This window comes from Acinetobacter sp. Marseille-Q1623, from assembly GCF_902809895.1.
Lineage (GTDB): Bacteria > Pseudomonadota > Gammaproteobacteria > Pseudomonadales > Moraxellaceae > Acinetobacter > Acinetobacter piscicola_A.
Map to the genome: position 1 here is coordinate 1,761,081 of NZ_CADDWG010000001.1, position 16,728 is coordinate 1,777,808.

General features: G+C 35.8%; 15 protein-coding genes and 1 tRNA gene. 7 read left to right on the top strand and 9 right to left on the bottom strand.

Annotated elements, in window-relative coordinates:
* Positions 1 to 149: 149 nt before the first annotated feature.
* Complete coding sequence (locus tag HUV91_RS08355) at positions 150 to 1,535, top strand: APC family permease (RefSeq protein ID WP_130073003.1); 1,386 nt, start codon at positions 150 to 152, stop codon at positions 1,533 to 1,535.
* Between the two features lie 62 nt (positions 1,536 to 1,597).
* On the opposite strand, the gene HUV91_RS08360 is transcribed toward HUV91_RS08355, so the two are convergent.
* A complete protein-coding gene (locus HUV91_RS08360; protein WP_174493106.1) occupies positions 1,598 to 2,161 on the bottom strand; it encodes a flavodoxin family protein in 564 nt (187 codons plus the stop codon).
* A 225-nt stretch (positions 2,162 to 2,386) separates the two neighbouring features.
* On the opposite strand from HUV91_RS08360, the gene HUV91_RS08365 reads away from it, so the two are divergent.
* Complete coding sequence (locus HUV91_RS08365; RefSeq protein ID WP_130073005.1) at positions 2,387 to 2,761, top strand: winged helix-turn-helix transcriptional regulator; 375 nt, start codon at positions 2,387 to 2,389, stop codon at positions 2,759 to 2,761.
* Between the two features lie 155 nt (positions 2,762 to 2,916).
* Here HUV91_RS08365 and HUV91_RS08370 read toward each other — a convergent pair whose 3' ends face one another.
* Entirely contained in the window at positions 2,917 to 4,092 is a 1,176-nt protein-coding gene (locus HUV91_RS08370) for a S1C family serine protease (RefSeq protein ID WP_130073006.1), read from the bottom strand.
* 294 nt (positions 4,093 to 4,386) lie between these two features.
* Between HUV91_RS08370 and HUV91_RS08375 the strand changes: the two genes are divergently transcribed.
* Positions 4,387 to 5,145 (top strand): Nif3-like dinuclear metal center hexameric protein, encoded by a 759-nt coding sequence (locus tag HUV91_RS08375; protein ID WP_174493107.1) that lies wholly within the window; start codon positions 4,387 to 4,389, stop codon positions 5,143 to 5,145.
* A gap of 216 nt (positions 5,146 to 5,361) precedes the next feature.
* Positions 5,362 to 5,988, top strand: coding sequence for a superoxide dismutase (locus tag HUV91_RS08380; protein WP_107007056.1), 627 nt, complete (start codon positions 5,362 to 5,364; stop codon positions 5,986 to 5,988).
* A 118-nt stretch (positions 5,989 to 6,106) separates the two neighbouring features.
* Here HUV91_RS08380 and HUV91_RS08385 read toward each other — a convergent pair whose 3' ends face one another.
* The 4 genes from HUV91_RS08385 to def form a co-directional block, all read right to left on the bottom strand.
* Positions 6,107 to 7,003, bottom strand: coding sequence for a metal-dependent hydrolase (locus tag HUV91_RS08385; RefSeq protein WP_174493108.1), 897 nt, complete (start codon positions 7,001 to 7,003; stop codon positions 6,107 to 6,109).
* A 543-nt stretch (positions 7,004 to 7,546) separates the two neighbouring features.
* Entirely contained in the window at positions 7,547 to 9,661 is a 2,115-nt protein-coding gene (locus tag HUV91_RS08390) for a 3'-5' exonuclease (protein WP_174493109.1), read from the bottom strand.
* A 258-nt stretch (positions 9,662 to 9,919) separates the two neighbouring features.
* On the bottom strand, positions 9,920 to 10,213 hold the full coding sequence (locus HUV91_RS08395; protein WP_174493110.1) for a cold shock domain-containing protein: 294 nt from the start codon (positions 10,211 to 10,213) through the stop codon (positions 9,920 to 9,922).
* Between the two features lie 116 nt (positions 10,214 to 10,329).
* Complete coding sequence (gene def / locus HUV91_RS08400; protein ID WP_174493111.1) at positions 10,330 to 10,809, bottom strand: peptide deformylase; 480 nt, start codon at positions 10,807 to 10,809, stop codon at positions 10,330 to 10,332.
* 117 nt (positions 10,810 to 10,926) lie between these two features.
* Here def and HUV91_RS08405 point away from each other — a divergent pair, with 117 nt between their 5' ends.
* On the top strand, positions 10,927 to 11,130 hold the full coding sequence (locus HUV91_RS08405; RefSeq protein ID WP_130073012.1) for a hypothetical protein: 204 nt from the start codon (positions 10,927 to 10,929) through the stop codon (positions 11,128 to 11,130).
* Between the two features lie 251 nt (positions 11,131 to 11,381).
* Here the strand turns inward: HUV91_RS08405 and HUV91_RS08410 are convergent, their stop codons facing one another.
* Together HUV91_RS08410 and prpF are read right to left on the bottom strand one after the other, a co-directional pair.
* A complete protein-coding gene (locus tag HUV91_RS08410; RefSeq protein WP_174493112.1) occupies positions 11,382 to 12,323 on the bottom strand; it encodes a GGDEF domain-containing protein in 942 nt (313 codons plus the stop codon).
* A 310-nt stretch (positions 12,324 to 12,633) separates the two neighbouring features.
* Entirely contained in the window at positions 12,634 to 13,821 is a 1,188-nt protein-coding gene (prpF, locus tag HUV91_RS08415) for a 2-methylaconitate cis-trans isomerase PrpF (RefSeq protein WP_174493113.1), read from the bottom strand.
* Between the two features lie 333 nt (positions 13,822 to 14,154).
* Between prpF and HUV91_RS08420 the strand changes: the two genes are divergently transcribed.
* A complete protein-coding gene (locus HUV91_RS08420) occupies positions 14,155 to 15,513 on the top strand; it encodes an amino acid permease (protein ID WP_130073015.1) in 1,359 nt (452 codons plus the stop codon).
* Positions 15,514 to 15,865: 352 nt separating this feature from the next.
* Positions 15,866 to 15,941, top strand: a tRNA-Arg gene (locus HUV91_RS08425).
* A 29-nt stretch (positions 15,942 to 15,970) separates the two neighbouring features.
* Here the strand turns inward: HUV91_RS08425 and HUV91_RS08430 are convergent.
* On the bottom strand, positions 15,971 to 16,390 hold the full coding sequence (locus tag HUV91_RS08430; protein WP_174493114.1) for a hypothetical protein: 420 nt from the start codon (positions 16,388 to 16,390) through the stop codon (positions 15,971 to 15,973).
* Positions 16,391 to 16,728: the final 338 nt, after the last annotated feature.

The following is a 16,728-nucleotide window of genomic DNA, read 5'->3' on the forward strand; positions in this document are numbered from 1 at the left end:
CTGCTAAAAACATGCTTAAAGTTACTGACAAAAGTTTGCAATTGGAGTAGATTGGCGCACTTTTGTTTTATTTGTAGGGGGGATCGTTCGTCTCAAACGATCCTTAGATATATGACTGATCCTTGATCAACGATAAGAGGATAACGCCGTTGACAATTAACTCTGGGACTCAATCGGCAGCTAAACTGCAAAAAACGCTGGGCTTCTGGCACATCATTATTATTGGTTTGGCTTACATTCAACCAATGACGCTTTTTGATACATTTGGTTTAGTATCAGAAGAAAGTCACTTTCATGTTCCCACTTCATATATCATTGCTTTAATTGCAATTTTATTTACTTCCATTAGTTATGGTCACATGATCCGTCGATATCCATCTTCGGGTTCTGCTTATACCTATGCGCAAAAATCGATTCATCCAAACGTCGGCTTTATGGTCGGTTGGTCATCTTGGTTAGATTATTTGCTCTCGCCAATGGTGAACATCATTCTTGCCGTGATTTATTTGGAAGCGTTATTTCCAGAAGTGAATCACTGGGTGTGGGTTATTGGATTAACTGCTGTAATGACTGCCGTCAATTTACGTGGTGCTAAATTTGTTGCTAACTTCAACAGTTTGATTGTATTTGTACAATTAGGCGTGATTGCGTACTTTACGTGGATGGTTTATCAACTACTTGAAAGTGGTGTCAATGCGGATGGTACATTGGTCAATGCAAAATATCAGTTGTGGAGCTTAGAACCATTTTGGAATGAGTTAACTAGTCTTGGTGCACTCATTACGGGCGCAACTTTACTGTGCTTCTCTTTTACAGGTTTTGACTCTCTCAGTTCACTTGCAGAAGAAACCAAAGATACTGAAAAAACTTTGCCACGTGCGATCTTTATGACTGCACTATTTGCTGGAGTTATTTTCATTATCAGTACGTACTTTATGCAAATTTATTTCCCGAACGACCCGAAAACATACTTCGAAGATGTTGCCGCAACTCAGCCTGATATTTTACAAGCTGTTGGTGGCGTCGCGTTTAAAACAGTCGTTCTGTATTTTGCAATTGTCACGGTTATGGCTTCAGGGATCTCAGCACATGCGGGTGTATCACGTTTAATGTATGTGATGGGCCGTGATGGCGTGATTAACAAAAAAATCTTTGGTCATATCAGTCCAAAAAATTTCACACCGTCATACAACATTTTAATTGTTGGTGCTGTTGCATTAACTGCAGGCTTCATGGATCTTGATATTGTCATTTCAATGATCAGCTTCGGTGCTTTAACTGCATTTACCTTCGTGAACTTATCTGTCATTTCTCGTTATGCACTACGTGACGGTCGTACCAAATCATTCAAAGATATTCTTAGTTTTGTGATTATTCCACTTTTAGGTTTTATCAGTATCTTTGCAATGTGGCTCGAAATCGAAGAAACTGCATTAAAATTTGGTTTATGGTGGGCAATGTTCGGTATCTTGTATTTAGGTTATAAAACCAAAGGTTTCCGCTACCCTGCACCACAACATAATGAACACGAATAATTTTAAATTGACTGTTCATCCATAACAAAAGGCGCATGATGCGCCTTTTGTTTTGTCAAAAATCAAAGTGATAAAGCTACAAATTTATCTGTAATCTGTTGAATACGTTTTGCATATACTTTAGCAGTCTCTAAATCACCACTTGGAATTTCATCCACGCTTGCATCTGCAGGTGATTGCACCAATAAGCCGACTGAACCACCTAAATTATTTACGTCTTGTCGAGTCGCTGCTTTGGTATTTGCAGGTAATAATCCTAAACTTACCCAGATTCCACCATGTTGAGAAGCGAGTGTTTGTAAATAAATCAAAGTGACTTGCTTGTCCCCATTAAAACTTGCACTGTTGGTAAAACCGCCAAAAACTTTATCTTTCCAAACGCTTGTAAACCAACGTTTAGATGATGCATCCGCAAATTTTTTAAATTGCCAAGGTACGCCACCCATGTAAGTCGGTGCACCAAATACAATTGCATCTGCTGCATCTAGCACTGCCCAATCAGCTTCAGTAACATCCCCTTCCTGATTAACAGCAACTAAGGTTGCATCAACTTCTTTCGCAAAAGTTTCAGCAATCACTTTGGTATGACCATAACCAGAATAATAAACCACAGCTATTCTAGACATAAAAAACCTCTTATTAATGTTTTGAAAGTTTCGTGTTATTCAACATTGACCTTTAATCTAACTAAAAATTTAATTTGTTAAATCTTATTGTCTTCATTGAACACATATTCATGTGATGGATTTATGATATACTTTTGAAATCTAGTATCAATTAGTTACCACTAGGTAACTGGTCATTTTAAGCAAAATTATTTGTCAATAATTGTGAATAAAAGGCGATTTAACATGACAAATCATTGTAATTTCGATGTTTTTCAACCGCTTTGCCCTGCTCGTGCTTTTTTTGAAAAATTTGCAGATAAATGGGTATTGCTCATTATTTATCGTTTATATCAAAACGCTCTACACTTCAATGAATTAAAAAAGAGTCTTGAAGGTATTTCTCCTAAAGTACTTTCTCAAAAGTTAAAAATTTTGGAAAGAGATGGTTTTATTTCAAGAACTATTCACGAAAACAATATCATCCGTGTTGAATATGCACTGACAAACTTAGGGATTGAATTTACTCAAACTGCTCTTTCATTTAAAACTTGGGCAGAAGAAAATGTGCAACATGTTCTTATTGCACAACAACAGTTTGATATTACACAATCTAAATAAACGCGACATGTTTATTGCCATTTGAAATAAAAAATAATGCGAAAGTACAGTTAAATTTATGAACTCAATATGTCCTTATCGGTTAATCACTTTTTAACAGTACCAATTAAATACAGTAAAAAGCCCTGAACTTTCAGGGCTTTAATATTTTTGAACTAACGTTTTGGTAAAGGGATAAACTGGGAATCATTTTGTTGGAATTGACGCTCGCCTACTTTTACATTCAGGTCTAATGTTTCTTGTCCACGAATCACTTCAACTTTAATTTCAGAATTAGGTGCTTGCAAAGCTACATAATTAATTAAATGTGATGTTGATGTAATTTCCTCATCATTGACTTTAACAATACGGTCACCAATTTTTAAACCTGCATTTGCAGCAGGACCATTCTTCAACACATCAGCCACAACAACGCCTGTTTGACGTGGCGCTAATACATCAGCCTGTGTTGGTGGAACTAAGCTAATTCCCAACCACCCACGAATGACACGACCATCTTTCAAAATTGAGTTTAAAATCTGTTGGCAAATTTTTGCAGGGATAGCAAAACCAATTCCCAATGAACCACCCGACTGTGAAAAAATAGCGGTATTCACCCCGATTAAATTACCTGAAACATCAATTAATGCTCCACCAGAATTACCGGGATTAATTGCAGCATCTGTTTGAATAAAGTCTTCGTAAGTATTAATCCCTAAGTCAGAACGACCTGTCGCCGAGATAATGCCTTGTGTAACAGTTTGCCCAACGCCAAAAGGATTACCTATCGCAAGAACAACATCACCGACTTCATTACCACTGAGTTTAAATGGCAATACTGGCAAATTTTCTAATTCGATTTTAATCACAGCCAAATCAGTATCTGGATCTGTACCAATGACTTTGGCTTCTGCACGGCGTCCATCTTGTAATGCAACCACAATTTGGTCAGCCTGTTCGATCACATGATTGTTCGTCAAAATATAACCATCAGGGCGAACGATCACACCTGAACCTAGGCTATTTTCATTTTGTCCTTGATTTTGTTCAGGAATTTGATTACCAAAAAACTCACGGAATGCTGGATCATTCAATAATGGATGATTCTGTTTTACTTTTTGCGTTGTAAAAATATTGACCACAGCTGGCGCTGCAACTTTGACCGCAGCATTATAAGAAACCACACCACCTGTACGTGACGTATTGACTAATGGCTCAACCTTTTCAGCTGGCATTTTTACACCATCTGCTGCAATGGGTGCTTTTGGTTGTTGTAATTTTTGCCATACGACAAAACTAATAATTACGAGGATGAGTAACACCCAAGGTAGCCATGTAAAGGTGCGGCGCACTTTTTCGCTCCTCTTCAAAATTTTTTAATTCATTGATGTGAAAGTATTTTCAATATTGTAATGCAATTCAACAAATAAACCTAAAAAACGCCAGGAGTTTTGTTCAGCTTTAGTTACAATTTAACAGATTAGTACCATATTACATATATTTAGTATCTGTTGGTATTTCATATAATAAGCATTGTTATCGTAAACACAAAATAAATTCCTAGATCTTGCTGAATGCGATATGTTTAATATCATGTTAACACTGATTTTTTAAATACTTTCTTGATGTAAATAGATGAGAGCATTATGGTAAAATTATCTGACCTGATTCAGTGGTGTGACCGCACCTTAAAAACAGCTGAATTTAAAGACTATGCACCCAACGGTTTACAGATCGAAGGCAAAGCCGAAGTTAAAAAGATTCTCTGTGCAGTGACCGCATCACAAGATGCAATTGATGCTGCAATTCACCAACAAGCTGACTTGTTATTGGTGCATCATGGCTATTTTTGGAAAGGTGAACCTTACCCGATTACAGGCATGCGTGGTAAACGAATCAAATCTTTGATCCAACATGATATTTCTCTTGTAGGTTATCATTTACCTCTAGACTCACATCCTATTTTAGGTAATAACGCTGCCATTGCTGATATTTTAGCATTAGAAAATATTGAAGCGCTTGACCCTACTGAACGTAATCCTATTGGTAATATTGGTTATTTAAAACAACCAATGTCCGCTGAAACATTCAAAGCGGTATTAACTGAAAAACTAGGTTTCAATACCATTCATTTACCTGCAGCAAAAACCCAAATTCAAAAAGTTGGTTTTTGTACAGGGGGGGCACAAGACTATATTGAAAAAGCGGCAGCACAAGCATGTGATGCTTATATTTCAGGTGAAGTTAGTGAGCGAACTTTCTATCAAGCACAAGAGTTAAATGTACATTATTTTGCCTGTGGACATCATGCCACTGAGCGTTATGGTGTACAACGACTAGGCAAAGCTATTTCAGAACACTTCAATATTGAGTATAGTTATTTCGAATTAAATAATCCGATTTAATGGCGGTCGAAAAGTTAAATTTGCATGTTCATAAAAACATTCAAATGAAAAGCTTTTTTGCCAAAAATAATGGCTGTTTTTTAACATTTTCTTTATACGTATTAAATCGAAATAAATTGTGTATTGTTATTTAACATCCTGCACAATTATTCGTAGAATCTATTACAATAAAGCCACTTAATGTTAAAACCCAGCAAAATGCAAGGAATTTAAAACATGACAACCATTACTTTACCTGCGCTTCCATACGGTTATGATGACCTCGCTCCGCACATCAGCAAAGAAACTTTAGAGTTTCACCATGACAAACACCACAATACTTACGTTGTTAACTTAAACAACCTTATTGCTGGTACAGATCTTGAAGGTAAATCTTTAGAAGAAATCATCACTGCTGTTGCAGGCGATGCATCTAAAGCTGGTGTTTTCAATAACGCTGCTCAAGTTTGGAACCACACGTTCTACTGGAACTGTATGGCTAAAAATGGTGGCGGTAAAGCAACTGGTGCTTTAGCTGCTAAAATTGATGAAGCTTTCGGTTCTTATGAAAAATTTGCTGAAGAATTTGCTGCTGCTGCAACAACTCAATTTGGTTCAGGTTGGGCTTGGTTAGTTGCTGACAAAGTAAATGGCGACCTTTCTATCCTTAAAACTTCAAACGCTGATACTCCACTTGCTCATGGTAAAGTTGCTGTACTTACAATTGACGTTTGGGAACATGCTTATTACATCGACTTCCGTAATGCACGTCCTAAATATATCTCTACTTTCTTAGAAAGCTTAGTGAACTGGGACTATGCAAATGCTAAATATGCTGGTCAAGAAGCTGGTGTAGAAAAATAATTTACTTTTTATAAAGTAAATCAAAAGCCAGTCAGTGTAAATTGACTGGCTTTTTTAATGCGTTTTACATTTAAATACAACTCACGCAAAACCTACAAAATGTGTTCTATCGGTTTTTTTAACTCACTGCTGCTTTTTTATTTTTTACGGATTCATCTGCTAGTTTATAAATCAGATCTTGCATTGCCAACATTTTGTCACGATTTGCATGATCCCATGGATGGAAATTTGGACGGAAATAATCAATATAATTGCCCAATTGTTTTCTTAAAGCACCCACTTCTCCAAACGTATATTTGTACGCCTTACGCCAACTTGAAAGATCTGTCAGCTTTTTCTCATCTATCACAATCTTCGTAAAAACTGGGAGTACAAGTCCCCAAAATACAATCGTTGCAAGTACTAAACCTAAACTACGAACTGCGTAGGCATAAGGTCCATGCCCCATTGCAGTATTCCATACATCGAAAGCAACGGCTTTATGTTCAGTTTCTTCAAAAGCATGCCAACGCCAAATATTGGCATAATTTTCTTCAGCTCCATCAAAGAGTTCAGGAATTTGCAGCACAGAATCTGCCAATAGTGCAGTAAAATGTTCTAGTGCAATGGTAGAACTCAACCAAAAATACTCAGGTGTATGTTTTTTAATTAAACCAAACAGATCTAAAACAAAAGCTTCAAATTTTGGTGCAATGCTATTTCGCTCGAACAGCGCACTATTATATTCTTCATGCTCACGACCATGCATGGCTTCCTGACCAATAAAAGCTGTTACCGCTTTTTGTAAATCAGGGTCTTGCACGAGATCTCGATGTGCACGTACCGCATCAATAAAGAACCGCTCACCTATCGGTAAAACAATTGAAAATGTATTTAACAATGCGGTAAAAATAGGCCCCGCAGATGTATGCCAGTCTGCAATACGGTTAGCAGGTAAAGCAAAATGAATATCACGGCGAATAGGTAAAGGTTCGTGATAAACAGTCGATTTAATCAATTTCTGTAAAATGCCCATAGCTTCATCCTATCTGTACTTATTTGAATTAACATGATGTCCTTAACAAAATTGTACCCTTATGGATACTATTCGCTATGTCATTTCAACTCATTTCCATATCATCGCAGCCCTAATGCAGGACGATTAAGCAAGAAAATTTAATCTAATCAAGCAAACATGCTCATCAGCAATTCACCATGTACATGTATAAGTAGAAAAAAGTTTATATAGTAAAATTTAGAACTAAAAATAATTTAATCCATCAAAAAAATATAGCGCGTATTTCAAACACAGAAATAATAATAAAATTTGATATCTCTATGCCTTAATCTAATTTTAATTCAACATGATAGCCTGTCAGCAACACAATCTACCACCGATCAATCAAGCATCGGTCGGTCTAAATTAGCTTGATGAAACTGTGCAATTTTTGATGGCGGATTAAAAAGCAAAGAGAACGACCGTGCTTTTACCATCCTGCAAAAACACGTCAATCTCTTTTTTGAGTGATTACTTTGTATTTTATTGAAAATAATAAGTATTTATATAAAAAAATCAAAATCAATCTAATAACCTTAATTTTTTTAGCCTCGCCCGAATTCCACCTTGTTTACGGTTGTGTCGTTGGGCAATTTCTTTAATCGACAAATTTTCATCCATAAAAGCATCAATCAATCGAACTTCTTCATCTTCGGTCCACTTCTGCCCAATCATTGAATCATCCATTTTTTCTGTTTTAGGCTCAGAATTCACTTCCTCAACTTGACCAATGCTGACTTCAATTGAGTGCTCTCGAATCTCAAGCAGACGCGTGGTTTGTTCATAAATCTCTTTTACATCGGCTAGAAAACCTTTATTTTCACAGCCAAGTAGAAACAATTTATTCTGTGCGCGTGTCATGCCCACATAAGCCAATTTACGTTCTGAGTCCAAATCACGGTTTTCACCGATACGAGGCATATAATCTAAACCCACAAAGAATACATGGGTAAACTCCAAACCTTTTGATGATTCCACATTCATCACTTTCAGTGAGTTTTTATGTAAATCTAAAGCTTTTTTATCAGCGCTGCTAAAAATAAAATCTACCGCTACATCTGAAATATAAGCACTTAACTTTAACTTTAATTCACTCACAAACACATCATATTCAGCAGATTTCGCCTGTAATATTGCAATATCTCGTGGCTCAACTCCTGATTTCAATAACTGACGAATTTTTCGCGCAATCAAATCTACCAAATGACGTACATCATTTTCATGATAAATACTTGGATAATCCCCTGTTTTGCACTCACCTGTATCAGGGTCTAATACACGGTCATATTCATCGTTATTTTGTAAACTATCCAATGCCTTAGGATTTAAAAATGCTTTGGCTATATCTAGAATTTCTTTGGTATTGCGGTAGCATTTGTACAATTCAACTGGTTTTTTACCTTGTACCTGTAAACCGACAGAACGCCAACTCGGTTTTTTACGATTAAAAATATTTTGCGCGGGATCGTAGCAAAACAAAATATTATTGGTTTCAGTTTTAACGAGTTGAGATAAACCAATTATCCATTCCTGCGCAAAATCCTGCCCTTCATCAATTAAGATCGCATCATATAAGTCTTGTTGAGCTAATTTTTTTTGCTCCAAATAATCTAATAAAATCTGTCCAACACGACTATTATAATCCGCTTGCTTTTCATTCACTAACATTGACAAATTGGCATGGGTTATTGTCTTAACAAGGCTATGAAAATTGAATACATGAATCTTTTCATTGAATTCATCACCAAACATTTGTCTTAAATGATTGCAAAGTGAATTGTTATAACAAACCACTAAAATTTTATATTCAGGATAAATCGTTTTTAAATATTTTGCTCTACAAGCTAAAACCAGTGTTTTACCACTTCCCGCGACACCTTTTAAAATACGATGTCCATCACCGATATTTTTAGCAATGGATTCTTGTGATAAATCAAGTGCTTTTGCATCTTGCGGTTCAACTGAAAATAACTCCTCCTGGGTAAATTCATTTACACGAATTTCAGGAAAAATCATATAACGTAAAAATTTTTCTTCAGCATAACTCAATGCTTTAAATGAAAATGACACCCCTTTAAATGCATCAATTAATTTATTTTTAAAGGTTTTATTTTCAGCAACCAAACGTAAATCATCTTTAAAAATGGTTTTATGTGCTGTTGAAATCGAAGCTAAAGTCAAACCAATGGCATCTGCATCCTCTTGTTTTAACTCGGTATAAATAACACAACTGCTGATTGGAAATTTTAAATTACCTTGATAATGTCCCTCTTGTTGTAGAAAAATTGCTGCTTTCTTAAACTCATGCAAAATATTCAACATGCACTTACGTACTTGGCTTTCAGGGTTTTTCACTGCAACAATTTTTTGTTGATTATGATGATAAAAACGCCCTGTAAAAGTATCAGGATTCAAGGTTTCAAAACGCTCTTTTGACCAATCTTTGACTTCAATGACCAATAAACCATGTTCAGGTAACCAAACAATAAAATCGGTATAGCGATTTAATGCTTTAGGCTCATACCAAATGATGGCATTTTCATTCTGAAAAACATGTTCAAGCAACTGATAAACCTTGCGTTCCCCACTCGTTGCAGATTTTAATTGTTGTATACTCGGAGGAATCAGTTCAGCCACGTGGATCTTTACTCTTGGTTAAAATTTCATTTATAAATTATATTCATTTCCATCAAATATATCAAAATTTAAACAAAAAATTCAATCGCTTATATAAACCCAATCATTTATTCGGTTTCAATTCAAAAATAATAAAAAATCATCATATCGATCAATCATTCAAAAAGTGAATCAATCTCTATTTTTCTACTTTCAACATACTTTAGGATTACTCCCAAATACTTTTACAGCAAAGCATTGGGAGTCATGTATCTCAGATCACTTTCTAAAATTAGACAGCAAAGTATTGGTAATCGCTTCATTATGCTTTACCACTTTGGTTTTTTTCGCTTTTGCTGAATGATCTTCCAGACGTTCAATTTTGATTGCGCGTGGCTTACCACCATTATCCACAACAATAAACTTCACACGTTCATTACGCTTCGGTTCACCATCTGCCAATGGAAAATCGGAAATATGAAAGAAAATATCCTGACCCATTCCACCAATAAAACCAAAACCTTTATCGGCATGGTATTGCTTAATTTTGCCTTGTTGAAATTCAGCTTTCATCTACATTCTCATCATCTCTTACAATTACACCATTATACGCATCTTGAAAAATGATCAGAGAAAATAATGCAAATACTCATCCCAATCAGGCATTTTTTAGCAACAAAGCATATTTTTTAAAGTCGATCGACAAATAAAATGCCATTTAAATGGTCAATTTCATGTTGCACAATCCGTGCTGGAAAACCAGAAAATGTTGTTTCAACCACTTCGCCCTGCAAACTCATATAACGTACTCGAATATGTTCTGCACGTGCGACTTGCCCACGTTCATCGGACACACTCAAACAGCCTTCCTCCCCCAAAGTCTTTTCATCAGACATAGATAAAATCTCTGGGTTAACCATCACCACAGCAGCCATTTCAGGCGCATCAGGATAACGTGGATTTGGACGAGATGCCACAATGATGATTCTTTTGGATATATATACTTGTGGTGCTGCAATGCCCACACCATTTCTTTGTAACATCGTCATATGTAACGCCGCAGCTAACTGTTGCAACCATTCACTGCCAAATTCAGTTTGAGCCACAGGCACAGCAACAAACGTTAAAATCACTTCTCCACGTTGTGCTACAGGTAAAATCACCGACATAAATTTTCTCTTGTTTTAAATTGCAATCTTCTTGATGGGATACTTTTTTAACATCGATTAAGTATAGCTTCAGTTAACCACGTCATACTGATTTTTTCAGCAAAGCATAGCAAGAACATGAATGTCAGCGCTTTATTATTAGGCACGCTATTTGGCTCAATAGGCTTAGGCTATTTTATTTATGGTAAAAAACAGCATCACACAATCGCCTTAATATGTGGTCTTGCATTGATGATTTATCCCTATTTTTTTGAAAATACAACGTCACTGATTGTGATTGGCATACTACTCATGGCACTGCCCAAATGGGTGAAAATCTAGCACTTAACTCCGCTTAACTATGGTTTTGCTGGATCAATACCTCGTGCTGTTCAAAGTTACTGCTGATGCTTTTCATTTTCTGCTACAACATCAAATAAGACACACTTTAAAAACCAATACAGCTCTATTTTGATTAAAAAAATAGAGTTGGCTTTTGCTTTATACTTTTAATTGTGGCTAAGATCATATTTACCTGTCATAGAATAAAAAATATATTTCCTAAGCTCTCTCAAACTTACGAAATCCATGACCTAACCCTGTAAAACATAAATTGAGTTTTTACCTTGAGATTTTGCCTGCTGCACAGCGAAATCTAACTGCTGTAAAATATCATGCTGCTGAAAAGGTGTTGTTAAATGATAAATTCCCACTGAAGCAGTCAATAGATCCTGATCCTGAAGTATGATTTTTTCCTGAGAAATTTTCATTTTCAAACGTTCAGCCAAAGTAAATACAGCCCATTGTGTCATTTCCTTAATCACAACCACAAAACTGGCTGAATTTAACCGAAAAATACGGCTATAATCAGGATTAAGCTCATCATTCAAGATTGTGCCAATTTGCATTAAAACCTGATCACCTTGTGTATAGCTATGAATTTGATTAAATTTTTTAAATTGATCTAAATCTATTTTCAAAAATGCATATGTATATTGAACGTTATTCACAATGTTTTCTTGAATAAACTGATCCAATGCCATTTTATTGGGTAAACCCGTAATTTGATCAATAAATAGATGATCATGCAATTTTTGATTATTTAAAATCAAAACTTTCTCACGGCGTTTTAAACGAGTCACATCGGCACAAATTAAAATTACCGCCTGTACGGCATGCTCAGCGTCATAAATGGCTTTGAAATAAGACAAATAAAAACGCCCTTGTGAATAGAACTCAAAGTCTGCTTGCGTTTCTATATCTTGAATTTTTTCAATTGCCAACAAAAAATGTGCATGTACAACGGTTGAGCAAGTGCTTAAAAATTTTCCATTTAAAAATAATGCATCACTTTGAAAAATATCGGCAAAAAGTTGGTTTACTCCAATTAAACGCGAGTCAGGTTCTAAAATCGCTACAGGTAATGGAAGTTTTGAAATCAAGGAGACTAAATCTAATTTTTCAACATTTTTTAACGTCTGGATCAAGTCCTCATCTGAAAGTATTGTGCTCAAATGAGACTGTTCACTTTCCATACCGTACCCCATGATAGTCGTATATATCACTATTTATTTGTTGATTTTGCTGAAATTAATATCATCAACATTATATCCGATGTGTTGCTTTAAACATCTATATATAAAAATAAAGGTTTAAATGTTAATACAATGATGAGATTAAAATATATAAGAGCTTGAATGCGGCATATTATAATTTTTTATGATTTAAAAATATATGCAATTTTTAAAAAGATTAAAAAATAATCAAAAAATTTATATAGTCATCGAAAAAATCCCCAATTACTCATTGGTAATTAGGGACAGTTCAGTGTTTAATTTACAGAAATTAGAAGCTATCTGCAGGAATACGTACCCAACCTTCCATTAATACACGTGCGCTGCGACTCATAATGGCTTTTTTTACTACCCATTGTCCATTTTCTAGCAATGCCTGTGCGCCTACACGTAAAGTCCCAGACGGATGACCAAAACGTACTGCTTCACGCTCACCACCACCTGCTGCCAAATTCACCAAAGTGTCAGGAATCGCTGCAGCCGTACCAATTGCAACAGCAGCCGTCCCCATCATGGCATGGTGAAGTTTCCCCATCGATAATGCACGAACGAGTAAATCTGTATCTGCCTCAGTTACCTGTTTACCACTTGATGCTGTATAGGCTTTCGGTTTTGAGACAAATGCAACTTTAGGTGTATGTTGACGATTGGCAGCTTCACTAACATCTTGAATGAGCCCCATTTTCAATGCCCCATAAGCACGAATTTTTTCAAAACGTGCCAATGCTGCGGCATCACCATTGATCGCTTCTTGTAGCTCTGTACCTTGATAACCAATATCTTCAGCATTTAAGAAAATCGTTGGAATCCCTGCATTGATCAATGTTGCTTGGAAAGTGCCGACTTCAGGTACATCCAATGTATCAACGACATTGCCTGTAGGGAACATTGCACCGCCATCCTCACCATCATCAGCAGGATCTAAAAATTCAATTTGCACTTCCGCTGCAGGAAAAGTCACCCCATCTAACTCAAAGTCACCAGTCTCTTGTACTTGTCCATCAGTTATTGGCACATGGGCAATAATGGTTTTTTGAATATTTACCTGCCAAATACGTACAGTACATATACCATTTTCAGGAATACGTTCCGCACTGACCAAACCATTAGAAATCGCAAATGACCCTACAGCTGCTGTTAGGTTACCGCAGTTACCGCTCCAATCTACAAAGGCTTTATCAATCGAGACTTGCCCAAATAAATAATCCACATCATGTTCAGGTTGTGTACTTTTAGACAGAATGACGGTTTTACTCGTACTTGATGTTGCACCACCCATACCATCAATTTGTTTACCATATGGGTCTGGACTACCAATAACACGAAGCAACATTTGATCACGTGCTTCGCCTGCACTTTGCGCACGTTCAGGCAAATCATCTAATTTAAAGAATACGCCTTTACTGGTACCACCACGCATATATGTTGCAGGTATTTTGATCTGGGGTGCAGAGCTCATTTATCGCTTTCCTTTTCGTTTATCTTTTATTGTCGCATAATCATGATTTCAAATAGTGAATCATAATTCAGTTTAATTTTACCCATTTTTTATAAAAATGCACAGAAGCATTGACTTAAGTCTTAAAGCCAAATGCAAATTATGCTGAAATATTAAACAAAACCAAAAGCATTCATTTGTGTTTAATATTTTTTATTTATATGAAATATAAATAAATTTATTTGCTACATTCCATTTTTAATCTTAAGCGTCAGCATATTCATTCAACACATACTAGGCTTAAAGTTACCAATCATTTACAATCAATTTAATCTATATACCGAGTTGTAAACATTGAGCAACGAGTCTACCCATTTAAAACGTGGACTTAAAAATAGACATATCCAATTAATTGCCATGGGTGGTGCAATTGGTACGGGACTATTTTTAGGTTCTGCAGATGTCATCAAGTCTGCTGGTCCATCCATTATTCTCGGTTATGCCATTGGTGGTTTAATTGCATTTCTGATTATGCGCCAACTCGGTGAAATGATCGTAGAAGAACCTGTCGCTGGCTCATTCAGTCATTTTGCTTATAAATATTGGGGCAAATTTCCAGGCTTTTTAGCAGGCTGGAACTATTGGATCTTGTATATTTTAGTTGCTATGTCTGAACTGACAGCGGCTGCAAAATATGTCAATTTTTGGTGGCCCCATATACCAGCATGGACCACGGTTTTGGTCTTTTTTGTTGCGATTACTGCGATCAATTTGGCCAACGTCAAATTTTACGGTGAATCTGAGTTTTGGTTATCCATCATTAAAGTCACCGCCATTATTGCGATGATTATCTTTGGTTTATACCTCATTTTTACCGCAGATCCGAGCGCAGGTTTTGGCTTTAGTAATCTTTGGTCACATGGCGGTTTCTTCCCACATGGCTTTGAAGGTTTATTTTTAATGCTTGCCTTCTTGATGTTTGCCTTTGGTGGTATTGAACTGATTGGTATGGCAGCTGCTGAAGCTAAAGATCCTGAAAAAACCATTCCAAAAGCAATTAATCAGATTATTCCTCGTATTTTGATTTTCTATATTGGTTCGATTGCAATTTTGCTTTCTCTCGTGCCTTGGGATCAATTCACAGGTGGTAGTTTAGACAAAAGCCCATTTGTGATGGTCTTTAGTTTAATTGGTATTGCTTGGGCTGCGAATTTGGTGAATTTTATTATTCTTACTGCTGCACTCTCTGTTTATAACAGTGGGATGTATGCCAACAGTCGTATGCTGTATGGCTTAGCGGAACAAGGCAATGCACCCAAAGTATTTAAACAAGTCAACAAACAAGGCGTGCCAATTCCTGCAGTACTCTTCTCAGCTTTACTGATTTTTGGCTGTGTCTTATTGAACTACTTCGTTCCTGAAGATGCACTAGGACATTTGATTTACATTGTGGTCGGTGCTTTGGTACTGAACTGGGCAATGATCAGCTTGACACATTTAAAATTCAAACAAGCTATGAAGAAAACAGGTCAAGTCTCTAAATTTCCTGCGTTATGGTCGCCTGTCAGCAATATTCTTGTTTTAGTTTTTATTGCTATGGTGCTTGGCATTATGTGGAAAGTTGGCTTTAAAGAGTCAGTGTTAATGATTCCAATTTGGATTGTATTGATGTTTGGTCTTTATAAAATGTTGAATAAAAACATGCCGCAATAAAGCAGTTAAAATTTTGTTTTAATGGATTTTATTTCAAATACAATTCAATTAAAACAGCGAAAATCAAGTTCCGTAAGAGATATGTGTAGCTCACACATATCTCTTTTTTATTAAATGAAAGATTAAACAGCTAACCATCGCCGCTCTTGGCGCTTAGCAAAATGTCATATTCAAACTGCACAATGATAAATCAGATCAATATCTTCACTTTCGATGATTTAAAATTCATTGCTTCAAACTATTTATCTTAAAGCTATTTTTTATACAAATCATACTAAACTTGTCCAATTATTCATCACCCACCTACTCAGCGCTTTATGTTTAAATATTTTTCTATTACATTACCCACTATGCGCCCTTAGCTTAACTGGATAGAGCAGTTGCCTCCTAAGCGACCGACGTGGGTTCGAGTCCCGCAGAGCGCACCACCAAGCAATACATATAACTTCAAATCTATTTAATTTTTCAAACTAAAGGTTTTACGGTAAGCATTTTTTATTCTTTTATTATGCTGATCTAAAAGAGAATACTCTACTTCAACATCTGCTACTGTCTCATACAAGGTTACCGTTGAATTCAGTGGAATAAATGCATCAGGCACAATCAATAATGGAGCAAATTGTTCCGATGTTTTATTCACCATATTTATAACTTCTGCTTTTGTTAAAATATGCTTGACTGTGTCCGAGGGGCGAATAAACACCTGAATATTTCGATCTAACTTTTGACCATCTTTTACCGTCACCATAATATGTTCAGGCTTCAAATTTTCCGCACTTTGTCGTAACTTTCCTTCGTTCATTTGGCTTTGGTCTTGAGTATTATTATGACATGCTGTAATCAAAAGCATGCAAATCATCATTCCAACTTTGTGCATTGTTATATCCTAAAAATTTTTCTGCTATTTTTATAACAATTTTATATGGACATCCTGATCAAAATCAGTCAGTACAACATCATGAAATTGTTAACAGGATCAACAATCTATCATTTTGGTCAATTATAGCTTTTATTAATATCAGTATAAAATCCAAAAATAGACTTGATTTTTATTCCAATAATTTTACAGTTCACTGATATTCAAAATTGAGTTGATTTTTTAAAAGTCCGATTTTTCATCATTAAAACATTCAACTTTACATTCATCGCAAAGCCAAATAACAAGTATAAGAAATTGATATATATTAAATTATTTTTTTAAAGCACAAATAATAA

Coding starts and splice junctions, on each gene's coding strand:
- HUV91_RS08380 (WP_107007056.1), top strand. CDS start 5,362: ATGACAACCATTACTTTACCTGCGCTTCCATACGGTTATGATGACCTC.
- HUV91_RS08385 (WP_174493108.1), bottom strand. CDS start 7,003: ATGGGCATTTTACAGAAATTGATTAAATCGACTGTTTATCACGAACCT.
- HUV91_RS08360 (WP_174493106.1), bottom strand. CDS start 2,161: ATGTCTAGAATAGCTGTGGTTTATTATTCTGGTTATGGTCATACCAAA.
- HUV91_RS08405 (WP_130073012.1), top strand. CDS start 10,927: ATGAATGTCAGCGCTTTATTATTAGGCACGCTATTTGGCTCAATAGGC.
- HUV91_RS08375 (WP_174493107.1), top strand. CDS start 4,387: ATGGTAAAATTATCTGACCTGATTCAGTGGTGTGACCGCACCTTAAAA.
- HUV91_RS08395 (WP_174493110.1), bottom strand. CDS start 10,213: ATGAAAGCTGAATTTCAACAAGGCAAAATTAAGCAATACCATGCCGAT.
- HUV91_RS08410 (WP_174493112.1), bottom strand. CDS start 12,323: ATGGAAAGTGAACAGTCTCATTTGAGCACAATACTTTCAGATGAGGAC.
- prpF (WP_174493113.1), bottom strand. CDS start 13,821: ATGAGCTCTGCACCCCAGATCAAAATACCTGCAACATATATGCGTGGT.
- HUV91_RS08365 (WP_130073005.1), top strand. CDS start 2,387: ATGACAAATCATTGTAATTTCGATGTTTTTCAACCGCTTTGCCCTGCT.
- HUV91_RS08430 (WP_174493114.1), bottom strand. CDS start 16,390: ATGCACAAAGTTGGAATGATGATTTGCATGCTTTTGATTACAGCATGT.
- def (WP_174493111.1), bottom strand. CDS start 10,809: ATGTCGGTGATTTTACCTGTAGCACAACGTGGAGAAGTGATTTTAACG.